20 protein-coding genes are annotated in these 20501 nt (G+C 66.4%); 13 read left to right on the forward strand and 7 right to left on the reverse strand.

Annotation, left to right across the window (positions count from 1 at the left end; all coding sequences use genetic code 11):
• Positions 1–3: 3 nt before the first annotated feature.
• Positions 4–777, reverse strand: a complete 774-nt coding sequence (locus WKW82_RS14750) for a transcriptional regulator NanR (RefSeq protein WP_340343049.1) — start codon at positions 775–777, stop codon at positions 4–6.
• A gap of 289 nt (positions 778–1066) precedes the next feature.
• Between WKW82_RS14750 and WKW82_RS14755 the strand changes: the two genes are divergently transcribed.
• The 12 genes from WKW82_RS14755 (at position 1067) to rbsD (ending at position 12616) form a co-directional block, all read left to right on the forward strand.
• The gene (locus WKW82_RS14755; protein ID WP_422823497.1) at positions 1067–2341 is read left to right on the forward strand and encodes an MFS transporter; all 1275 of its coding nucleotides are present in this window, start codon (positions 1067–1069) and stop codon (positions 2339–2341) included.
• 37 nt (positions 2342–2378) lie between these two features.
• The gene (locus WKW82_RS14760) at positions 2379–3209 is read left to right on the forward strand and encodes a phosphogluconate dehydrogenase C-terminal domain-containing protein (protein ID WP_340343051.1); all 831 of its coding nucleotides are present in this window, start codon (positions 2379–2381) and stop codon (positions 3207–3209) included.
• Between the two features lie 13 nt (positions 3210–3222).
• Entirely contained in the window at positions 3223–4467 is a 1245-nt protein-coding gene (locus tag WKW82_RS14765) for a ribulose-bisphosphate carboxylase large subunit family protein (protein ID WP_340343052.1), read from the forward strand.
• Positions 4464–5891 carry a 3-oxo-isoapionate kinase OiaK gene (oiaK, locus tag WKW82_RS14770; protein ID WP_340343053.1) on the forward strand — a complete coding sequence of 476 codons (1428 nt, stop codon included), beginning with the start codon at positions 4464–4466 and terminating at the stop codon, positions 5889–5891. Before WKW82_RS14765 ends, oiaK begins: the two co-directional genes overlap by 4 nt.
• 98 nt (positions 5892–5989) lie before the next feature.
• Entirely contained in the window at positions 5990–6244 is a 255-nt protein-coding gene (locus tag WKW82_RS14775; RefSeq protein ID WP_340343055.1) for an AbrB/MazE/SpoVT family DNA-binding domain-containing protein, read from the forward strand.
• Entirely contained in the window at positions 6238–6558 is a 321-nt protein-coding gene (locus WKW82_RS14780; protein WP_340343213.1) for a type II toxin-antitoxin system PemK/MazF family toxin, read from the forward strand. Before WKW82_RS14775 ends, WKW82_RS14780 begins: the two co-directional genes overlap by 7 nt.
• 235 nt (positions 6559–6793) lie before the next feature.
• Positions 6794–7741: a sugar ABC transporter substrate-binding protein gene (locus WKW82_RS14785; protein WP_340343056.1), complete on the forward strand. Its 948-nt coding sequence runs from the start codon at positions 6794–6796 to the stop codon at positions 7739–7741.
• 7 nt (positions 7742–7748) lie between these two features.
• Positions 7749–9287, forward strand: coding sequence for a sugar ABC transporter ATP-binding protein (locus WKW82_RS14790; protein WP_340343057.1), 1539 nt, complete (start codon positions 7749–7751; stop codon positions 9285–9287).
• Complete coding sequence (locus WKW82_RS14795) at positions 9284–10252, forward strand: ABC transporter permease (protein ID WP_340343058.1); 969 nt, start codon at positions 9284–9286, stop codon at positions 10250–10252. Before WKW82_RS14790 ends, WKW82_RS14795 begins: the two co-directional genes overlap by 4 nt.
• Before the next feature lie 6 nt (positions 10253–10258).
• Positions 10259–11269 (forward strand): LacI family DNA-binding transcriptional regulator, encoded by a 1011-nt coding sequence (locus tag WKW82_RS14800; RefSeq protein ID WP_340343059.1) that lies wholly within the window; start codon positions 10259–10261, stop codon positions 11267–11269.
• Positions 11266–12207, forward strand: coding sequence for a ribokinase (locus WKW82_RS14805; protein ID WP_340343060.1), 942 nt, complete (start codon positions 11266–11268; stop codon positions 12205–12207). Before WKW82_RS14800 ends, WKW82_RS14805 begins: the two co-directional genes overlap by 4 nt.
• A 13-nt stretch (positions 12208–12220) precedes the next feature.
• Positions 12221–12616, forward strand: coding sequence for a D-ribose pyranase (rbsD, locus tag WKW82_RS14810; protein WP_340343061.1), 396 nt, complete (start codon positions 12221–12223; stop codon positions 12614–12616).
• A 19-nt stretch (positions 12617–12635) separates the two neighbouring features.
• On the opposite strand, the gene WKW82_RS14815 is transcribed toward rbsD, so the two are convergent.
• The 6 genes from WKW82_RS14815 to WKW82_RS14840 form a co-directional block, all read right to left on the reverse strand.
• Entirely contained in the window at positions 12636–13820 is a 1185-nt protein-coding gene (locus WKW82_RS14815; protein ID WP_340343062.1) for a nucleoside hydrolase, read from the reverse strand.
• Positions 13821–14014: 194 nt separating this feature from the next.
• Positions 14015–14671 carry a DUF2894 domain-containing protein gene (locus WKW82_RS14820; protein WP_340343063.1) on the reverse strand — a complete coding sequence of 219 codons (657 nt, stop codon included), beginning with the start codon at positions 14669–14671 and terminating at the stop codon, positions 14015–14017.
• A gap of 28 nt (positions 14672–14699) precedes the next feature.
• Entirely contained in the window at positions 14700–15356 is a 657-nt protein-coding gene (locus WKW82_RS14825) for an OmpA family protein (RefSeq protein WP_340343064.1), read from the reverse strand.
• Positions 15356–17665: a DUF802 domain-containing protein gene (locus WKW82_RS14830; RefSeq protein ID WP_340343065.1), complete on the reverse strand. Its 2310-nt coding sequence runs from the start codon at positions 17663–17665 to the stop codon at positions 15356–15358. The genes WKW82_RS14825 and WKW82_RS14830 overlap by 1 nt, the downstream gene beginning before the upstream one ends.
• 18 nt (positions 17666–17683) lie before the next feature.
• On the reverse strand, positions 17684–18427 hold the full coding sequence (locus tag WKW82_RS14835; RefSeq protein WP_340343214.1) for a DUF3348 domain-containing protein: 744 nt from the start codon (positions 18425–18427) through the stop codon (positions 17684–17686).
• Positions 18428–18480: 53 nt separating this feature from the next.
• The gene (locus WKW82_RS14840) at positions 18481–20031 is read right to left on the reverse strand and encodes an acyl-CoA synthetase (protein WP_340343066.1); all 1551 of its coding nucleotides are present in this window, start codon (positions 20029–20031) and stop codon (positions 18481–18483) included.
• A 160-nt stretch (positions 20032–20191) separates the two neighbouring features.
• Between WKW82_RS14840 and WKW82_RS14845 the strand changes: the two genes are divergently transcribed.
• Positions 20192–20485, forward strand: coding sequence for a type 1 periplasmic-binding domain-containing protein (locus WKW82_RS14845; RefSeq protein WP_340343067.1), 294 nt, complete (start codon positions 20192–20194; stop codon positions 20483–20485).
• Positions 20486–20501 lie beyond the last annotated feature (16 nt).

A 20501-nucleotide genomic window follows, 5' to 3' on the forward strand; every position in this document is an offset into this window, starting at 1 on the left:
CCATCAATAGCGGTCTGCGCGGTCGCGAACATCGGCTTTGTTCGCACCCTTGGCGATACCCGCCAACTCATCCGGCCGCATGAGCTGCTGGTAAAGGCTGTTCGCCCTGCTCAGATGCGCATGCATCGCATCCGCCGCGCCGGCCGGATCCTTTGCCGCAATCGCATCGACGATCCGCTCATGCTCGGCGAGCGTGAGTTCCTCGGCGCCAGGCGCACGCACCAGCGACTGGTAGTACGCCCCGGCCCATCGGAACATCGCCTCGACGATGGCCGGGAAGATCGGGTTGCCGCTGATCTCGGCGATCTCGCGGTGGAAGGCCATGTCGAGTTCGATGAAGCGCTCCAGGTCCACCATGGAAGCCCGGTGCTTCGCGATGGCGAGCCTCAGGCGTGCGACGTCTTCCTCCGATGCCCGCTCGGCAGCCATCCGTGCGGTTCCGGTCTCCAGAAACAGGCGCACTTCCTTCAAGTGCTCCAGTGTCCCGGGCTGCGTGCGCAGCAGGTGCATCGCACCGCTGGCAATCTGCGACAACAGCCGCTCGGCCGTCGGAACCACCACCCTCGCGCGCTCGCCGTGAATGATTTCGACGATGCCTGAGCGCTGCAGCGCCTGCAACGCTTCCCGCACCGCGGGCCGCCCGACACCGTATTCCTCCATCAGTTCTCGCTCAGACGGCAGTTGCGCGTTCGGCGCGATCGCGCCTGAGCGGATGCGCTCCATCAGGCGGTCCAGAACCTCCTGGTAGATCTTTCGGCGTTGGATGGTTTCGGTCACTTGGGGGCTCGCGTCGCGCCCGGAGGGGCGTGGTCTGATGACCTTATCACGGGCTTTTCCGCGCGCAAGAATTGTTATGAAGTGGCTTCGGGCTAACCCTTAGATGGATTTTCTATTTGTTATGGTGTACTCATCACACCAACTCATGCGATCACGAAAAAACAATGACGCAACTCGAGCGACTCAACCATCAACAGGAGACAACGTGGATCAACGCTCAACCACGCCCGACATCGAAAAATCAGCCATCCGCAAGGTCTCGTTGCGGCTCGTGCCCTTCGTGGCCCTGATGTTCTTCATCAACTTCCTCGACCGCACCGCCATCTCCTTCGCCGGCCCCAACGGGCTGACCAAGGACCTCGGGCTCACCGCCGCGCAGTTCGGTTTCGCGGCCGGCATCTTCTTCGTCGGCTACATCCTGCTGGAGATACCCAGCAACCTGGCGCTGCACAAGTTCGGCGCCCGTCGCTGGATGGCGCGGATCATGGTCACCTGGGGCGTCATCGCGTTGCTGTTCACCTGGGTGAGCAGCGTCCAGGGCCTGTACTGGCTGCGCTTCCTGCTGGGCGTTGCGGAGGCCGGGTTCTTCCCGGGCGCGATCCTGTTCCTGAGCCTCTGGGTTCCATCGAAGCACCGCAGTCACGTGCTCGGGTTGTTCTACCTGGCGCAACCGCTCACCACGCTTATCGGCGCGCCGCTGGCTGCGCTGCTGATCGGCGCCGACGGCCTGTTCGGGCTGGAAGGCTGGCGCATCATGTTCTTCGGCGTCGCCGTGCCGGCCATCGTGGTCGGCGTGATCGCCTGGTTCTACCTGACGGACAAGCCCGCCGATGCGAAGTGGCTCACTGCCGCCGAACGCGAGTGGCTGAGCAACGAGCTGGCCAAGGAAGACCGCTCCAAGGCCGATGGCCACGGCAGCCACGCCGGCAAGGCACTGCTGGACCCGCGTGTCTGGGCCTATGCGCTCATCTACTTCGGGCTGGTCTATGGCCTCTACGCCCTCGCCTTCTTCCTGCCGACCATCATCGGGGGCTTCGAGGCGCAGTTCGGCACCAAGTTCAACGTGTTCCAGAAGGGCCTGATCACGGCTATTCCCTACCTGCCCGCCGCCCTGGCGCTGTTCTTCTGGAGCCGGCATTCGACGAAGCATGGCGTGCACAACTGGCACGTCGGCATCCCGGCCTTCATCGGCGCCGTCAGCATTCCGTGCGCCTTGTTCATGCAGTCGCCGGCGGCGACGGTGGCGGTGGTCACGGTCACGGCCTGCGCCATCTTTGCGGCCCTGCCCAATTTCTGGGCCCTGCCTTCGCGCTTCCTCACCGGTGCGGGTGCGGCTGCCGGCATTGCATTGATCAACACTTTCGGCAACTTCGGCGGATTCGCCGCGCCCTTCATCACCGGTGCACTCAAAGACGCCACGGGTGGCTACCAGGTGCCGATGTTCGCCGTCGGTGGCTTCATGGCGCTGTCGGGCGTGCTGGTCATGAGCATCCGTGCGGCGCGCTCATCGCCCGTTGCCAATCCTTCCCCTCTTTCACTGAAGCCACAGGCTCACGCCAAGTGAGCGGCATTCCCTCAACAACCCTGGAGACCTGAACATCATGAACGAAACCATTGCCCTCTTCGGCGCCGGCGGAAAGATGGGCGTGCGCCTGTCGAAGAACCTGCTGAAGTCCACCTACCGCGTCAAGCACGTCGAGCCCGGCGAGGCCGGCCGCAAGCGCCTGAAGGACGAACTCGGCATCGACTGCGTGAGCGTGGACGACGCGCTGGAGGCGGCCGACGTCGTGATCCTCGCGATTCCCGACACCCTCATCGGCAAGATCGCCCACGAGATCTCGCCCAAGCTCAAGGCCGGCACCATGGTGATGACGCTGGATGCAGCCGCGCCCTTCGCCGGCCACCTGCCCGATCGCAAGGACCTGACCTACTTCGTCGCGCATCCCTGCCATCCGCTCATCTACAACGATGAGACCGAGCCCGAAGCCCGCCGCGACTACTTCGGCGGCGGCGCGGCCAAGCAGTCGATCACCAGCGCGCTGATGCAGGGCCCCGAATCCGCCTTCGACCTGGGCGAGGACGTGGCCAAGACCATCTACCAACCGATCCTGCGCTCGTACCGCCTCACGGTCGACCAGATGGCGATCCTGGAGCCGGGCCTGTCGGAAACGGTGTGCGCCACCTTGCTGCAAGTGATGCGCGATGCCATGGACGAAACCGTCCGCCGCGGCGTGCCCGAGCAATGCGCGCGCGACTTCCTGCTGGGCCACATGAACATCCTTGGCGCGGTGATCTTCAACGAGATACCCGGCGCTTTCTCGGATGCCTGCAACAAGGCCATCACCTTCGGCAAGCCGCGCCTGATGCGCGACGACTGGATCAAGGTGTTCGACCGCGAAGAGATCGCGGAAAGCATCCGCCGGATCACCTGAACTCGAGAACGAAATGGGCGAACGCATCCATGCCACCTACTGGCTGGAAACCAGCGACGACCCGGCGCGCGCCGCCGAGGTCATCGCCGGGGAACAGTCCAGCGGCACCTTCGTGGCCCTGGCCACGGAGACGCCGGAACTGAAGGCGCGCTCCGGCGCACGCGTCGAACGCATCGAGTTGCTCGGCACGGCCACGACGCCGAGCCTGCCGACGCCGAAGGCATCGGCGCGCTACACGCAGTGCTTGCTGGAACTGTCGTGGCCCATCGAGAACCTCGGCGCCTGCCTGCCGACCCTGATGGCGACGATCGCGGGCAATCTCTACGAACTGCGCGCGGTCACGGGCTTGCGCTTGCTCGACCTGCAATTGCCGCCCTCGTTCGCCGCCGCATATCCGGGGCCGGCATTCGGCATCGAAGGCACGCGGCGCCTCGCGGGCGTCGCGACGGGACCGCTGATCGGAACGATCATCAAGCCGAGCGTCGGCCTGTCGCCCACCGAAACGGCGCAACAGGTACGTGAACTGGTCGCGGGCGGCATCGACTTCATCAAGGACGATGAGTTGCAGGCCGACGGTCCGCATTGCCCCTTCGAAGATCGCGTAACCCAGGTCATGCGCGTCGTGAACCACCATGCCGAGCGCACCGGCAAGAAGGTCATGGTGGCCTTCAACCTGACGGGCGATCTGGACAAGATGCAGCGGCGTCATGACCACGTGGTTGCACAAGGCGGTACCTGCGTGATGGTCTGCCTCAACTCGGTGGGCATCACCGGCCTGCATGAACTGCGACGCCATTCGCAGTTGCCGATCCACGCGCATCGGGCAGGTTGGGGTTACCTGTCGCGCTCGCCGGCGCTGGGATTCGACTATGCGCCGCTGCAGAAGATCTGGCGCCTGGCGGGTGCGGACCACCTGCATGTGAACGGGCTGCGCAACAAGTTCAGCGAACCGGACGAGAGCGTGATCGCGGCGGCGCGCTCCGTGCTCGCGCCGGTCATGCCGAGCGCGGCCCTCACGGCGATGCCGGTCTTCAGCTCAGGGCAAACGGGTTTGCAGGCGCACGACACCTACGCGGCACTCGGCACCACCGACCTGATCCACACGGCCGGCGGCGGCATCTTCGGGCACCCGCAGGGCGTGTCGGCCGGCGTGGAAGCCTTGCGTGCGTCCTGGGAAGCCGCGGTGGCCGGCGAGACGCTCGCAGCGCGCGCCACCCGCGTGCCCGCGTTGGCCGGCGCATTGGAGTTCTGGCGATGACGCAGGCCGAGCAACAGTTGCCAGACGGGCCCTTGCTGGCGTACTACGGGGACGACTTCACGGGGTCGACCGATTCGATGGAGGCCATGACGGCCGCCGGCATACCGACAGTCCTCTTCCTCGACCTGCCAACGCCCGACATGCTCGCCCGCTTTCCGCAAGCGCGGTGCGTCGGCATCGCGGGCTCATCGCGCGGCCGCGATCCCGAGTGGATGCAGCGCGAACTGCCGAAGGCGTTTGCCGCATTGGCGTCGTTGAAGGCACCGGTGCTGCAGTACAAGGTCTGCTCGACCTTCGACTCTTCCCCGTCGATCGGCTCGATCGGGTGCGCGATCGACCTGGGCGTGAACTGCATGCCGGGTCGCTGGTCGCCCACGATCGTCGGGGCGCCGCGCTTGAAGCGCTACCAGGTCTTCGGCCATCTGTTCGCGGCCGTCGATGGCGTGGGCTACCGGATCGACCGGCATCCCACGATGTCGCGTCATCCGGTCACGCCGATGGCGGAGTCCGACCTGCGCCGCCACCTGGCGATGCAGACCCCGCGGCGTATCGAGCTCGTGGACATGGTGCAGCTGCGCAACGGCGAAGCGGCGAGCCAGGTGCACAAGCTCCAGGCCGACGACGTGCCAGTTGTATTTGTCGACGTGCTGGATGAGCACACGTTAGCCGCCGCAGGCCGGCTGGTCTGGGAGAACCGCGGCAACGGGCTCTTCAGCGCCTCGTCCTCCGGCCTGCAGTACGCGCTGGCGGCGCATTGGCGCGAACTGGGCCTGATACCCCGCGAGCCTTCGCTTCCGGGCGCCGAGGCCGCGTCGGCCATTGCCGTGGTCAGCGGCAGTTGCTCGCCCGTCACCGCGTCGCAGATCGCGCGGGCCCGGACGAATGGCTTCCTCACAGAGCGCCTGCAACTGGACAAAGCGCTCGGCAGCGCCACGCGTGAAGCGGAGATCGAACGCGTTGTCGCCGTTGCAGCGACGGCCATCGAGCGGGGCACGAGTGCGATCGTCTTCAGCGCCGAGGGACCTGAAGACCCCAGCGTCACCGGCTTCAACCAGCTTGCCGTAGCAGCCGGCCTGGGCCGCCATGACGCGGCGCGACAAGTGGGCACCGCACTTGCGGAGGTCATGCGCCGGTTGCTCGACCGGGTGCGCTTGACGCGCGTCGTCGTGGCCGGTGGCGACAGTTCAGGCGAAGTCGCCAGCGCCCTCGACATCCAGGCCTTGACCGTGGCAGCGGGACTGGCCCCCGGTGCGCCGCTGTGCCGCGCATGGTCGAGCGCCAAGGTTCGCGACGGGCTGGAAATCGTGCTCAAGGGCGGACAGATCGGCGGGGTTGATTTCTTTGGGCTGGCGCGAGATGGGCATGCAGTCGCGCTTTCGCCAGACCATGTGGCACAAACGTTGGACATGAGACGGAAGAGGTAAGCGCGCGGGGGGGGGCCGTGAACGCCTTGCGTCCACACAATGTCATAACTTGACCTGGGAGCTCGAAAAGGAATAACATTGTTGCAACAGGAAATTTCATGCAAGTCACCATCAGACCCTTCGGAAACAGCAAAGGCGTCGTCCTTCCAAAACCACTGCTTGCTCAAGCAGGTCTCGCCGATGAGGATGCGGCGGAGATGACGGTGGAGGATGGCGCCATCGTCTTGAGGAGGGCACCTCGGCCGGCTCGCTCCGGATGGGCGGAAGCCGCTCAAGCGCTGGCTGCCAAGGGCGACGACGCGTTGGTCATGGGCGAATTCGGAAATGCCGATGACGCGGAGCTGACCTGGTGAAGCGCGGGGAGATCTGGCTTGTCAATCTCGACCCCACCGTCGGCAGCGAGATCAAGAAATCACGACCCTGCGTGGTGATTTCACCCTCTGAGTTGAACGATCACCTGCGGACCGTGATCGTGGCGCCGATGACCTCCAAGGGCTTCACCGCCCCCTTCCGGATTGCGCTGACACACGGGGGCACCAAGGGCCTGATCTTGCTGGATCAGATTCGAACGGTTGACAAGGTACGCCTGGCGAAGAAGTTGGGCGCCGTAACGGCTAAGACCCTGGCGGCTACGTTGGCCACGCTTCAAGAAGTATTTGCAGAGTGATCCTCATTCGGTAGGGCGAACCTCGGTTCGAACTACTTGGGCTATGTGGATTTTTCCCGCAGTTCGAGTCGCCCTCCGTTCGCGGCTTGGGACCCTCTTGATTGAGAGTGAGCGCTGCCCACCCGCCGCCTGCCGGCGACTACGGGAAACCCCCCATCCGCAAACGTTTGCGCAAACGTTTTTGCGTCTCTATATTGAGCCTTCCCTCAATAAAAAGCACAGGAAGGAGAGACACATGGACTTCAAGCGTCGAACGCTCACCGCCGCACTCTTGCTGGCAGGTTCGCTGGCCGCAGTCCCCTCATGGGCGCAAAACCCTCCCAAGGTGGCCCTGGTCATGAAGTCGCTGGCCAACGAGTTCTTCCTCACCATGGAAGAAGGCGCCAAGGCCCACCAGAAGGCGCATGCGAAGGAGTACACCCTCATCGCCAACGGCATCAAGGACGAAACTGATGCTGCTGCCCAGATCCGCATCGTCGAGCAGATGGTGGCGCAAAAGGTGGACGCCCTGGTCATCGCCCCGGCCGACTCCAAGGCGTTGGTACCGGCCATCAAGGCGGCTGTCGACAAGGGCGTGCTGGTGGTCAACATCGACAACAAACTCGACCCCGCGGCGCTCAAGGAAAAGGGCTTGCAGGTGCCCTTCGTCGGCCCGGACAACCGCGCCGGCGCCAAGCTCGTCGGCGATGCCCTGGCCAAGACGCTGAAGGCTGGCGACAAGGTGGGCATCATCGAAGGCGTCTCCACCACTTTCAATGCGCAACAGCGCACGCTGGGCTTCCAGGACGCGATGAAGGCCGCCAACGTCACCGTGCTCGGCGTGCAGTCGGGCCAGTGGGAAATCGACAAGGGCAACAGCGTGGCCTCCAGCATGCTGCGCGAGCACCCCGACCTCAAGGCCCTGCTGGCCGGCAACGACTCCATGGCGCTGGGAGCCGTCGCAGCCGTCAAGGCGGCGGGCAAGACCGGCAAGGTGACCGTCGTCGGCTACGACAACATCAGCGCCATCAAGCCCATGCTCCAGGATGGCCGCGTGCTCGCCACAGCGGACCAGTTCGCCGCAAAGCAGGCGGTGTTCGGCATCGAGACGGCTCTCAAGGCCCTGGCGGCCAAGACCCCGCAATCGGGCATGCCGGCGGAAGTGAAGACCGACGTGGTGCTGGTCACCCGCGATTCGAAGTAGCACGGCCATGGCCGCCTCGCCTGCGCCGGTGCTGGCGCTGCAAGGCATCGGCAAGGACTACGCCGCGACCGTGCTCGACGGCGTGGGCCTTGAACTCCGTGCCGGGGAAGTGCTGGCGTTGACCGGCGAGAACGGCGCCGGCAAGAGCACCCTGTCCAAGATCATCTGCGGCCTGGTCACGCCCACGCGCGGCCAGATGCAGCTGGGTGGCCAGCCCTTCGCGCCGCGCTCACGGCGCGAGGCGGAGGCGCAGGGCGTTCGCATGGTCATGCAGGAACTGGGGCTGGTGTCGAACCTCACGGTCGCCGAGAACCTGCTGATGGGCCATCTGCCGAACCGCGGCGGCTGGCTGCAACGCGGCCGTCTGCGTGAACTTGCGGAGCGCCAACTCGCGCGCATCGGCCTGACCGACATCGATCCCGACATGCCCGTGTCTCGCCTGGGCATCGGGCATCAGCAGATGGTGGAGATCGCGCGCAACCTGCAGGACGACACCCGCATCCTGATCCTGGACGAGCCGACCGCGATGCTGACGCCACGCGAGACCGGACGCCTGTTCGGGCAGATCGCCGAGTTGGCGGCTGCGGGCGTGGCGCTCATCTATGTGTCGCACCGGCTCGAAGAGCTGCGCCGCATCTGCGACCGGGTCGCCGTGCTGCGCGACGGCCGGCTGGTGGATGACCGGCCGATGGCGGGTGTGAGCCAAGCCGACCTGGTGCAGCGCATGATCGGCCGCGCCGTGGATGACGGCGCGCAACGACCCCGGCGCCCCACCGGCCCGCTGCGGCTGCAGGTGCGCGGGCTGGGCCGCGCGCAGGTGGTGCGGGACGTGAGCCTGGACCTTCACAGCGGCGAAGTGCTCGGGCTGGCAGGCCTGGTCGGCTCCGGCCGTACCGAGCTGCTGCGCCTGATCTACGGCGCCGACAAGGCGGACCGCGGCACCGTCGAACTGTTCACGCGCGAAGGCAAGCCGGCGCCGCAATGGTCCAGCCCCGTCGAGGCGGTGCGCCAGCGCATCGGCCTGGTCAGCGAAGACCGCAAGTCGGAAGGCCTGCTGCTGCCGCAACCCATCCGCGTGAACACCACGGTGAGCGACCTGCGCGCCGTCTCGCAGGCGGGCTGGCTGCAGCCGGCCAAAGAGAGCGGCACCGTGAAGGCGCTGGTGCAGAAGCTGCGCGTGCGCTGCCGCGACGAAGAGCAGGCGGTGTCCGCGCTGTCCGGCGGCAACCAGCAGAAGGTGGTGTTCGCGCGCTGGCTGCACCGCGACTGCGAGGTGCTGTTGCTCGACGAACCCACCCGTGGCGTCGACATCGGCGCGCGGGCCGACCTGTATGCCGAGCTGGAGCGCATGGCGGCGGACGGCCGTGCGCTGCTGATGGTCTCCAGTGACTTGCGCGAGCTGATGGACATGTGCGACCGAATCGGCGTGATGAGCGGCGGGCGCCTGGTGCAGGTGTTCGAGCGCGGCGAATGGACAGAACAATCCCTGCTGGCTGCGGCATTCAGCGCCGCCAGCGAGAAAACAATCAAGGAGACCACTGCATGAGTGCAGCATTGCCCGCGCGCAACGGCATCAACGCGCAGCTTGGCACCTATCTCGGCCTGGGCGTGGTGCTGGTCGGCATGATCGCGCTGTTCAGCAGCCTGAGCCAGTATTTCTTCACCACGGACACCTTCGTGGCCATCGTCAACGAGATTCCCGCGCTCGCGGTCATGGCGGTGGGCATGACCTTCGTGCTGATGATCGCGGGCATCGACCTGTCGGTCGGTTCGGTGCTGGCGCTGAGTGCCGCGCTCAGCGCCATGGCGATCCTGCAGTGGGGCTGGAGCACGCCGGCCGCCGCGCTGGTGGGACTCGCATCCGGCACGCTGTGCGGGCTGCTGCTGGGCTCGGTCTCGGTGGCCTGGCGGCTGCCCTCGTTCATCGTCTCGCTGGGCATGCTGGAGGTCGTGCGCGGCGGCGCCTACCTGGTCACCGGCTCGCGAACCCAGTACGTGGGCGATCGCATTGCCGGACTGGCCGCGCCGTGGATTGGCGGCGTGTCGGTGTCCTTCGTGCTCGCGGTGGTGCTGGTGATCGTCGGGCAACTGGTGCTGACACGGACGGTGTTCGGCCGCAGCGTCGTCGGCATCGGCACCAACGAGGAAGCGATGCGCCTCGCAGGTGTCGATCCCCGACCCGTACGCATCATCGTGTTCGCGCTGACCGGGCTGCTCGCAGGCCTTGCCGGGCTGATGCAGGCGGCTCGCCTGGAAGCGGCCGACCCCAATGCCGGCCAGGGCATGGAATTGCGCGTGATCGCGGCCGTCGTGATCGGCGGCACCAGCCTGATGGGCGGACGCGGTTCGGTCATCAACACCTTCATCGGCGTGCTCATCATCGCGGTGCTCGAGGCGGGGCTGGCCCAGGTCGGCGCCAGCGAGCCGAGCAAACGCATCATCACCGGCTGCGTGATCGTGGTGGCCGTGATCGTCGACACCTTGCGCCAGCGGCGCGCAGACCGGGGCTGACGCAGCATGGCGACCATCAAGGACGTGGCGCGCCAGGCTGGTGTCTCGGTGACCACGGTGTCGCACGTGGTCAACAAGACGCGCTTTGTCAGCGACAAGGGCCGCGCCCGCGTGGAGCAAGCCATCCGCGAGCTGGGCTACGTGCCGAGCGCCGTGGCCCGCAGCCTGCAACGCAGTGCCACCGCCACGCTGGGCATGCTGATTCCGAACAGCTCCAACCCCTACTTCGCCGAGATCGTGCGCGGCATTGAAGACCGCTGCTTCGGCGCGGGCTACAACCTGATCCTGTGCAACACCGATGACGAGCCGCTTCGCCAGTGCAAGGTGCTGCAGGTGCTGGCCGAGCGCCGGGTCGATGGCTTGATCGTCGTTTCCTCCGGCGAAGACCCCGCCCTGCCCGGCATGCTCAGCGGCCTGCGCGTTCCCGCCGTCATGGTCGACCGCGAGATCGACACGCTGCCCTGCGACCTGGTCGAGACCGCCCACATGCACGGTGCCTTGCTGGCCGTCCAGCACCTGACGACGCTGGGCCACCGCCGCATTGCCTGCATCAGCGGGCCGGCGGGCGTGGTCACGGCCGACCAGCGCGTCGAAGGCTGGCGCATGGCGCTGGCTGGGCTTGGCGTGCCCAGCGCAGGGCTGCTTTTTGCAGGCGATTTCACGAGCGAGAGTGGCTACGCCGCCATGCATGCGGTGCTGCGCATGGAGCCGCGACCGAGCGCGGTGTTCGTCGCCAACGACCTGATGGCGATCGGCGCACTCTGCGCGGCGCACGAGTGCGGCGTGGCGGTGCCCGACGACATCTCGCTGGTCGGCTTCGACGACATCGAACTGGCGCACTTCACCTGCCCTCCCCTGACGACCGTGGCCCAGCCCAAGCTGCGCATTGCAACGATGGCGGTGGACATGCTGCTCGAACGCATCGAGGGGCGTCGGCAGAGTCCGCGCAAGGTCATGCTGCAGCCGGAACTGCGCGTGCGCGCTTCGACCGCGCCCTATCGAGGAACGTCACGGTGATCGCGCAGCCGAACATTGTCGTGCTTGGCAGCCTGAACATGGACTTGCTGCTGCGTGTGCCGCGTGCACCCGAGGCCGGCGAGACACTGATCGGCCATTCGCTGTCGATGCTGCCCGGCGGCAAGGGCGGCAACCAGGCGGTGAGTTGCGCGCGCCAAGGCGGCAAGGTGAAGATGCTGGCGCGCATCGGTCGCGACGCCGAGGGCCAAGCGATGAGCGACGCGCTGGCGTGGAACGGCATCGCCATCGATGCGCTGCAGTTGGACGACGAGGCGCCCACGGGCCGCGCGCTCGTCATGCTCGAGGACTCGGCCCAGAACCGCATCGTCGTGCTGGCTGGCGCCAATGCACGCCTCCGGTTGGACGACGATGACTTGTCACGTCACCTGCAAGGCGCCGCCTATCTCGTCACCCAGCTTGAATCGCCCCTTCCGGTGGTGCTGCAAGCCGTTGCCGCCGCGCGCCGCGCAGGTTGCCGCGTGCTGTTCAACCCTTCGCCGATGCAGCCACTGCCGGACGAACTCTGGCCCCAGCTGGACACGGTGGTCGTGAACGAGGTGGAAGCGGCCGCCTATGCCGATTGCGCCGTCACGAACCCGGCCCAAGCTGCCGCGGCCGGCGAGATGCTGCACGCACGGGGCGTGCCGCGCGTCGTCGTCACGCTGGGTGCGCTCGGGGTGGTCACGGTGGAGCAAGGGCGCAAGCGATTCCACCCGGTCGTCCAGGTGCAGGCGATGGACACGACCGCTGCGGGTGACACCTTCGCGGGTGCCGTGGCAGTCGGGCTGGCGCAAGGCCAGGACCTGACCGCGGCAACGCAACGAGGCATTCGCGCCGCCGCCGTGTGCGTGACGCGCATCGGCGCACAGGTGTCGATCCCGACGGCGCAGGAAGCCGACGCATTGCCGCCCTCACCGCCCTGGTCGGATCTCGCTTGATCGCATTGCCGTCATGAAACGAACTGCACTGCTGCATGCGGAGTTGTCGCGTGTCATCGCCGGCATGGGTCACGGTGACCTGCTGGTCATCGGCGACGCCGGCCTTCCGATTCCGCCGGGGCCGCAGCGCATCGACCTGGCCGTCACGCCGGGCGTGCCGCGTTTTGCCGATGTGCTCGCCGCCGTGCTGAGCGAACTGCAGGTCGAGCGTGCGGTCATTGCGCTGGAGGCTTGCGCGGCAGGCGGCTCGCAACCGCCCGAATGGTGTGCACCGCTGCAGCCAGTCGACATCGAGATGCTTCCGCATGCCCGGTTCAAGCAACTCTGTGCCGACGCCAAGGCCATGGTCCGCACGGGCGAGTGCACGCCCTACATGAACGTGCTGCTCTACGCCGGCGTCGCGTTCTAGCCGTTCCGGCAAGCCCGCATCATGGGATCGGCACAGGGCGCGTCAGCAGGTCCACGTAGAAGTTGAAGAAGCGCGCATTGTCGAACTTGCTGATGATCTTCATCTTCTGCAGCCGAGGCCCGGCAGGCTGCGCGGGATAGCCTATGGATTGCCCGTTGTTGGCTGCGCCGGGTTCGTTCACCACATCGAGATACTCTTCGCTGGACTGCGTGGCGAACGAGGGATCGACCATCACGGCGATCGTCAGCGTGTCCCACACGTTCAAGGTGTAGTAGGGATCGCCTTCGAACCCGATGCCGTTGAAGCCAGGGCCGATGATCTGCTTGAACAAGTCGGTGACGATGGTCGGCTTGGCGGCATTCGCAATGCGGTCGTACACCGGCTTGGTCAGCAGCACGGTGTCGGTCACGTCCAGCGGCACCACCGCCTGCGACACGGGCTGCCGCACCACGTACTGCGCGGCCTCGGGATCGAACCACCAGTTGAACTCCGCCGTCTTCGTGGTGTTGCCGGGCACGTGCACAGCGCCGCCCATGTAGATGATCTGCTTGATCAAGGGCACGATCTCCGGGCTCTTGCGCATGGCCTTGGCAATGTTGGTCAGCGGCCCGATGGCCAGGATCGTGACCTCATTGGGGTTCGCCTTCACCGTGCTGATGATGAAGTCCACCGCACCCTGCGACTGCACCTTCGTGCGAGTGGCAAAGCCATCGGGCGGCGCCACGAGTTCGGCATCGGTCGGCGCCGTCTTGCTCGCGCTCCATGCGCCGTAGTAGCCATCTTTGGCCGCGCCAGCGTCGAGCTCTTTCTGGATCGTGGCCCAGTCGTGCGACAGCGCGTAGTTCTCGCCTTCGTAGACACCGATCTTGTCGCCCATGCCGAGCCGTTCCATGGACTTGAGCGCATCGGCCACGCCTTGCTTGAGCCACTGGTTTCCCGAAACGACGGTGATGCCCAGCACCTGGAGCTGGCCCTTGGCCTGCAGTTGCGCGGCCATGACGCCCAATTGGCCATCGTCGCTCATCGTGTTGTAGTCGCTGTCGATGATGATCTTGGGCGGCACCGCGAGGTTCCCGCCAACGCCAGCAAAGCCACCGCCGCCACCACCACAGCCGGCCAGCGCCAGCAAGGCCCCGAAAAAGAGAGCCCGGACCAGCCATTGCAGCCCGGCAACGGCCGTGTGCGATCGATGCGTGGGTTGCATGTCCGGATCCCCTGATTGTTTTGCGACGAACCCAATATAGGTGCATGGCGACCCTGGGCGTACAGGTGTTTGCGCGCGTCGCCGGGTGCCAAACGGCTTAGTACTTCAGTCGAACCGGATCGAACGCATCGAGAAGCTGACCTGACAAGCTTCCTGTCGCCCGATCAGCCGTGATGGAAGCCGTGAATGCAAGTTCATCCGGATCGAGCGCGACTGGTCTTCCTGGGCGCGTCGGTCCGCGGACTGTCCGCCCCGGCAGAGCCACCGCCCGCATTCGCCTGCTCCAGCCACAGCAAGGTGTCCACATAGGCCATGAACCGGTTGAGGTATTCCGGCGACAGGTCGCGCATCAACGTCAGCGCCTGGTGCACGAGGTGCTGCGAGTTGAGGGGGCCCGCGTTCTCAGGAACCTTGGCCAGTGACTGTGTCAGCCGCCGGTCGGCGCTGAGCCTGGACCAGGTGCTTCGGAAGTAGCTGAGTGACTTCAGTTCACCCGCGCCTTCGGGCGTGGGCACAGCACCGGCGACTGCCGTCGGGCTGCGCGCAGGGGACGGCGCCTGCCGGCCGATGTGCTGGACGAGTTCGGCAAGCGGGCCGCGCGTGGGCTCGCTGGATGGACTTGCACGCACGGAGGCGGAACGCGGCGCCGGCGGGCCGGCCTTGGCAAGGTCTTCGCCATACGCCCGCAGCAGCCCGGCGACCTTGTCATCCAACAGCCGCCGCACCTCGCCGCTGTGCGCAACCGTCCTCCTTGCCATCGCCTCGATGAACTTGAAGCGTACGGGGTCCAGCCGATGGGCACCCTGCTTGCGCCATGCCTCCAACGTCGCGCCGAGGCCCAACTCAGCCACCGCCACAACACTTCCGGTCGACAGGTCGCTACCCACGGGGCTTGTCGACAACGATCGCATTCGAAGGCCGCGGTGTCGGCGCCATCTCTACGCGCCGATTCTTCGACCGCCCATCCGCATCCGCGTTCGACGCCACCGCCTGCTCGGACCCGAACGCCGCCGCAAACACCGATCCCGACGGCAGCCCGTCCTCGATCAATGATCGCGTCACCGTCAACGCACGTTGCGCCGACAGCTCCCAGTTGTCCGCGAACTGGCGATTGCCGCCACGCACCTGGCGGTCGTCGGTGAAGCCGCTGACCATCAGGATCTCGTCGCGCGACTTCAGGTATGCGGCCAGCGGGCTGGCCAGGCTCTTCAGCAACTGCCGGCCCTCGGGTTGAAGCTCCGCGGAGTTGAGAGCGAAGAGCACGCTGCCGCTGATGCCGATGCGGCCGTTGTTCAACGTCACTCGGCCGGCGGCGAGTGGGCCTTCCAGCGCCTTCTCGAGCGCCACGCGGCGCTGTTCTTCGGCCTGGCGTTGCTTGACCTCGGCTTCCAGCTTCGTCGCCAGGTCCAGTTGCATGCCGAGCACGCAAACCAGAATCAGCACGAAAGCGCCCAGCAGGCCAGACATGAGGTCGCCGAAGACCGCCCATACCGGCACCGTCGGCTCGATGCCGGCGTCGATCGCGTCCTCGCTCATCACGCTTCACTGCCCGCGAGGGTGCGCTGGCTGGCCAGTTGCTGCAGGTCTTCGACGATCTGTTTCTGCGACATGATGCTGAGGTCGATGACCTCCCGCGCCTGCGCCACGTAGTAGTCCAGTTGCTCGTCGCTGCGTGCAAGGGACTTGCCCAGTGCGTTCTCGATGCGCTGCAGGTGCGTCACCAGCTTGTCGTTCGACTGGCTGAACAACTGCACCGCCAGCCCGAAGGCCTCGCCCAGGCTTGCCACCTCGACGGCGCTGCCGGTGACCTGCGCGGAAACCTCGGCCAGTCGCGCGGTTTCAGCCTCGACCTTGTCCGTGAATCGCGTGCCGACGCGCTCCATCACATCCGCCGACGCCGCTACCAGCGCATCGATCGCCGCACGCTGTTCGGTGGAGGCATGGTTCACGGCGCCGAGCAAGGTCTCCAGCGTTTCGAGGATGCGGCTGCGCTCCTCCAGCATCGCGTTGTCGCGGACCATGCTGTCGGACAGCTTCTGGCGCAGTTCGCCGATGACTTCGGCGGCCGCGCGGGGCGCTTCCGAGGCCGCCTGCATGAGATGTGTAATCTCAGCGATCGTCTTGCTGGCGTGGGCTTCCGAATGGGCGGAGATGTCGCGGCCGGTCCGGGCCAGCGTGTCGCAGATCTCGCGCTGCTGGTTTTCGGCGCGTGCGCCCGCCTGTTGCCATTCCTGCTGCAGCGAACCAGCCATCGCTTCCAACGCTTGCGTCCAGGCCGCCAAGCGCTGTTCGTCGCGCGAGGCGATCCCCGCCTGCAGGGTGGTCCAGGCGGCCAGCCGTTGCTCGTCACGCGACGCCATCTCCGCTTGCAGATGGGCATGCGCCTCGTCGACCGTGCGCTGCAACGAAACCGCGTGCTGCTCGAAGCCCGCCGCGGCCGACGCCAGCGCCTGCTGCGCCTCACCCGACAGCTTCTCGCTCACGCGCTGATGTTGCGCGAGGGCCTGGCCCCAGGTGTCCGACACGCTGGTCGCGGTGCTTTCCAGGCGTGCCGCGACGCCGTCTACCAGCGATGCCGCATGCTGCTCGAAGCCCGACGCGGCCGATGCCAGGGCCTGATGTGTATCGCCCGCCAGCTTCTCGCTGACACGCTGGTGCTCCGCGAGCGCCTGGCCCCAGGTGTCCGACACGCTGGTGGCCGTGCTTTCCAGCCGAGCCGCGACGCCTTCCACCAGCGAAGCCGAACGCTGCTCGAAGGCCTGGGCAAAGCCTTCAAGCGAGCTGCGCAAGTCACCGGACTGCGCCGCGATGGCGCCCTGATGCTCGGCGAGCGCGGTCTTCCAGATGTCCGCCACGGCGCCCGTGGTGGCTTCCAGGCGCGTCGACAAGCCATCGAGTTGCTGTTGCACGCTGTGCTCGACCGTGCCGTGCAAGGCGGTCACTTCGCGCGCAATCCCCGCCATCGCCGCTTCGACGACCGGCTGGATCGTTGCGCCGGCCACGCGGGCGCTTTCGGTCAGGCTTTCCTTCAGCGACTGGCCTACGGAGGTGGCGAGGCCCGAGTAGACGGCCTCCGCCTTGACATGAAAGTTGTCCTGGCTGAAAGCGATGCGCTCGTTCAATGCCAGGCTCTGGCGCTCCATCGCCTCGAGCATGGCGTGCAGTCGGTCCACCAACTCAGGCATCGCTTGGCCCTGCCGCTGCAGCAGCTTGAAAGACTCTTCGCGCTGATGCGCAAGCGAGAAGACGCGCAAGCTCGTCGCAATGCGCGTATCGAGTGCTTGCGCTGCCCGCAGCCGGTCACGCCGGCACAGGGCGGAAACCAGCCCCAGCATTGCCGACGCAGCCACGCCCGCGACCGAGGTGCCGAAGGCCAGCCCCAGACCCCGAACCGGCGCAGCCAGTGAAGAGCGAATCGCATTCACATCCGACGCACTCTCCAGCGCGATCCCCGTGCCGTTCAGCGTGACCACCATGCCGAGGAAGGTGCCCAACATGCCCAGCAGCACCAGGAGCCCCGCCAGGTAAGGCGTCATGGCCGGGCCGGGCAAGCCGACGCGGACGCCTTCGACGCGCAGGCGAACCGGGTTCTGCAACGACGGATGGAGTTGCTCCAGCCATGAGCCCAGACTCGCCGGAGGATCGCTCTTGTCCGCAACCGCGCGCGCAAGCGTGTCCGTGGCCTGGTGGAAGTGAAGCAGTTCCAGCGCGCCCATCAGGTAGAACGCGCCGACCAGCAAGGTGATCACCAGCGCCAGATGGTTGGTGCCGATGTAGCCGGCGCCGACCCAGCACACTGCGGCCAGGCCCACGAGGAAGGCGGCGTAATGAAGAGATCTGTTCATGTCGGGAGGGTCACTTCGTCATGTTCGAAGGGCTTCCAGCAGCCCTTCGACCGGTTGAAATCGAATATCCAGTTCAGCCAGCAGCACGCCTTGCATGTCCTTGCCGAACGCGTCCAGCCACGCGGCGGGCTGGGTTTGAACGGGCGAACTCGTTTGTTTGCCCGGCCCGTCAGCCGCCTGCGCATCGCCAGCCACCGCCTGCGCGGCCTCATCTGTCTCATGCGCCTGCGTCGCCTGATGGGCTTGCCGCAAACGCTTGAAATACTTATCCAGCAGCGACGGCACGGTCGCCAGCAAGCGCTGCTCATGCGGGTCCAACGCCTGCTCCATCACCGCATCCACCGACGCCAGCCGCGCCATCGCCGGCGACCTGGCCGCCAGCACCGTCCGCAACCGACCGCGCAAGGGCGCGATGCCCGCCTCCATCGCCTGCTGTCGCGCGATGTAGCGCTGGCGGTACGGCGCGAAGTCGTCGACCGAGAAGGCGGTGCCTTCGGTGATGGCCTTGGTCAGCGCGCTTCGCACGCGCGCGCATTCCCGCTCCTCCGCACTGGCGGAGGCTGCGCGTGCGCCGGTGCGCGCGGTCGCCGGGGGGCTGTTCAACGCGGAGGACAACGAGATGGCGTCGGTCCATCGGAGCCATTGGCTCAATCGCTCCGCGAAGGCTTGCTTCGATTCGGGGACGCCGTGCTCGGTCAGTCGAGTCAGCAAGCGAATGAGCGCCGATCCGGTGACACCTGGGCGCCGTGACACTTGCACCATATCGCCAGAGGAGAAAACCGGGCAGTTTACCCGGTCGCCCCGAGCCAACCTGACTACTGTGCGACCCCGGTCCCGCCCGCGTACATCAACCGAAGCTCACGCTTGAGCAGCTTGCCCGTCGGGTTCTTCGGCAGTGCCTCCGTCAGGATCACGCGCTTGGGCAGCTTGAACCCACCGAGCCGGCCGGCGCAAGCTGCGAGTACGTCGGCCTCGGTCATGTCCACGCCCTGCTTGAGCACCACCACGGCGGTCACGGCCTCGATCCACTTCGGGTCGGGCACGCCGATCACTGCGACCTCCGAGACGCCTTCCACACCGTAGATCGCCTCCTCCACTTCGCGGCTGGAAACGTTCTCGCCGCCGGTCTTGATCATGTCCTTCTTGCGGTCGACCACGGTGATGTAGCCCTCGTCGTCCATCGTGCCGAGGTCGCCGCTGTGGAACCAGCCGCCATGGAAGGCGGCGGCGGTTTTCTCCGCGTCGTTGAAGTAGCCGGCCAGCAGCTGAGGCGACCGGTGCACGATCTCGCCGACCTCGCCCGGCTTCACGTCCTGCATGTCGTCGTCGACCAGGCGCGTCTCGACATTGAGCGCCGCCTTGCCGGCCGAGCCCGCCTTGCGCAGCTGGTCCTCGGGCTTCAGCACCGTGGCCACGGGCGCGATCTCGGTCTGGCCGTAGAGGTTCCACAGGCGCAGGTGCGGCATGCGCTGCGGCATCTCCTTGAGCACCTCGACCGGCATGATCGAGGCGCCGTAGTAGCCCTTCTTCAGCAGCGACAGGTCGGTCTGCGCGAACTCCGGCGCCCGCAGCAAAGCGATCCAGACCGTGGGCGGCGCGAAGAAGGAATTGATGCCGTTCGCAACCATCATGGCCAGCAGGTTCGGCGCCGTAGGCTTGCTCGTGATGATGTTGGTCGCGCCCACGTACACCGAGGGGCCGAGGAACACGTCGAGCTGCGCACAGTGGTAGAGCGGCAGCGCATGCAGCAGGCGGTCCGAGGCAGTGAGCTCGATGTCGACCAGGCAGGTGACGTATTCGGAAATGACCGCGTCGTGCGTCAGCATCGCGCCCTTGGGGCGGGACTCCGTGCCGCTGGTGTACACGATCTGGGCGAGCATCGCGCCGTTCAAGGCGCGCTCGGGCGCGGGGCCGTCGAGCAGCAGGTCGTCGAAGGCCAGCATGTCGGGCTCCGGCGGTGAGACCTGCTCGCCGGGCAGCCACACGAGCTTTTGCACTTGCGTGTCGGTGATGGCGGACCTTGCCAACGCCGCGCCTTCCGAATCCACGCACAGCATGCGTGCACCGGCGTGCTGGAGGATGTAGCGCGACTCGTCGGCATTGAGCATGAAGTTGACCGGCACCAGCACCGCGCCGATGCGCGCCACGGCGAAGCGCAAAGCCGCGAACGCATGCGAGTTGCGTGAGAGCACCGCCACGCGGTCCCCCACCTCTACGCCCTGCGCAGCCAGGCCGTTGGCCAGTCGGGCGCAAACGGCGTCGAATTCGCGGTAGGTCCAGGCCGTCGATCCGCACTGGATCGCGAGCTTGTCGGGGTAGCGGCGGCTGGTGCGGCGCAGCAGGTCGCCAAGGGTTTGGCGGGTCATGTCTCCAGTCATTTTTTTCCTTTGTCTCGAACGAGATTCGAGTATCGCGGTGTGCTCGGCGCGCGGCTTGTGAACTTTCGATTTCGTTCATGGACGCACCGTTTTCCGTATTCGTCGCTGATGCCACGCCGGGTCGTTCGCGCGACGCTACCAGGCCGATATGCTGGCCAGCGGCGACAAGGAGTTCTCGCTGCAGAGCCAGGAAGGCCATGCCGACGCCTGCGTGCCCGGCGAAGGCCTGCGCCGCGCCGGGCCGTCGCCGACACGCGCCGCCGTGCTGGCATCGATGGAACGCGTCGAGGGCTTTGGCCTCGGCGGCGGGAAGCTCAACTTCGGCCGCGGCAACCGCGAAAGCAACCAGTTCGTCGATGTCGCTGTGATCAGCGCGAACGGGCGATTGCTGAGCCGAGGGCCATCGCGGGACGCGGCCATCGAGGCCACAGTTCCCGCTTGAACGATTTGACCGGCGG

The sequence above is a fragment of the Variovorax rhizosphaerae genome, assembly GCF_037889975.1.
In the GTDB taxonomy this organism is placed as follows: Bacteria; Pseudomonadota; Gammaproteobacteria; order Burkholderiales; family Burkholderiaceae_C; genus Variovorax; species Variovorax rhizosphaerae.

Excerpts from the sequence above, each read along its gene's own strand:
- WKW82_RS14755 (WP_422823497.1), top strand. The coding sequence starts at position 1,067 with ATGTTCTTCATCAACTTCCTCGACCGCACCGCCATCTCCTTCGCCGGC.
- WKW82_RS14760 (WP_340343051.1), top strand. The coding sequence starts at position 2,379 with ATGAACGAAACCATTGCCCTCTTCGGCGCCGGCGGAAAGATGGGCGTG.
- WKW82_RS14765 (WP_340343052.1), top strand. The coding sequence starts at position 3,223 with ATGGGCGAACGCATCCATGCCACCTACTGGCTGGAAACCAGCGACGAC.
- oiaK (WP_340343053.1), top strand. The coding sequence starts at position 4,464 with ATGACGCAGGCCGAGCAACAGTTGCCAGACGGGCCCTTGCTGGCGTAC.
- WKW82_RS14775 (WP_340343055.1), top strand. The coding sequence starts at position 5,990 with ATGCAAGTCACCATCAGACCCTTCGGAAACAGCAAAGGCGTCGTCCTT.
- WKW82_RS14785 (WP_340343056.1), top strand. The coding sequence starts at position 6,794 with ATGGACTTCAAGCGTCGAACGCTCACCGCCGCACTCTTGCTGGCAGGT.
- WKW82_RS14790 (WP_340343057.1), top strand. The coding sequence starts at position 7,749 with ATGGCCGCCTCGCCTGCGCCGGTGCTGGCGCTGCAAGGCATCGGCAAG.
- WKW82_RS14795 (WP_340343058.1), top strand. The coding sequence starts at position 9,284 with ATGAGTGCAGCATTGCCCGCGCGCAACGGCATCAACGCGCAGCTTGGC.
- WKW82_RS14800 (WP_340343059.1), top strand. The coding sequence starts at position 10,259 with ATGGCGACCATCAAGGACGTGGCGCGCCAGGCTGGTGTCTCGGTGACC.
- rbsD (WP_340343061.1), top strand. The coding sequence starts at position 12,221 with ATGAAACGAACTGCACTGCTGCATGCGGAGTTGTCGCGTGTCATCGCC.
- WKW82_RS14815 (WP_340343062.1), bottom strand. The coding sequence starts at position 13,820 with ATGCAACCCACGCATCGATCGCACACGGCCGTTGCCGGGCTGCAATGG.
- WKW82_RS14825 (WP_340343064.1), bottom strand. The coding sequence starts at position 15,356 with ATGAGCGAGGACGCGATCGACGCCGGCATCGAGCCGACGGTGCCGGTA.
- WKW82_RS14830 (WP_340343065.1), bottom strand. The coding sequence starts at position 17,665 with ATGAACAGATCTCTTCATTACGCCGCCTTCCTCGTGGGCCTGGCCGCA.
- WKW82_RS14835 (WP_340343214.1), bottom strand. The coding sequence starts at position 18,427 with ATGGTGCAAGTGTCACGGCGCCCAGGTGTCACCGGATCGGCGCTCATT.
- WKW82_RS14840 (WP_340343066.1), bottom strand. The coding sequence starts at position 20,031 with ATGACCCGCCAAACCCTTGGCGACCTGCTGCGCCGCACCAGCCGCCGC.
- WKW82_RS14845 (WP_340343067.1), top strand. The coding sequence starts at position 20,192 with ATGCTGGCCAGCGGCGACAAGGAGTTCTCGCTGCAGAGCCAGGAAGGC.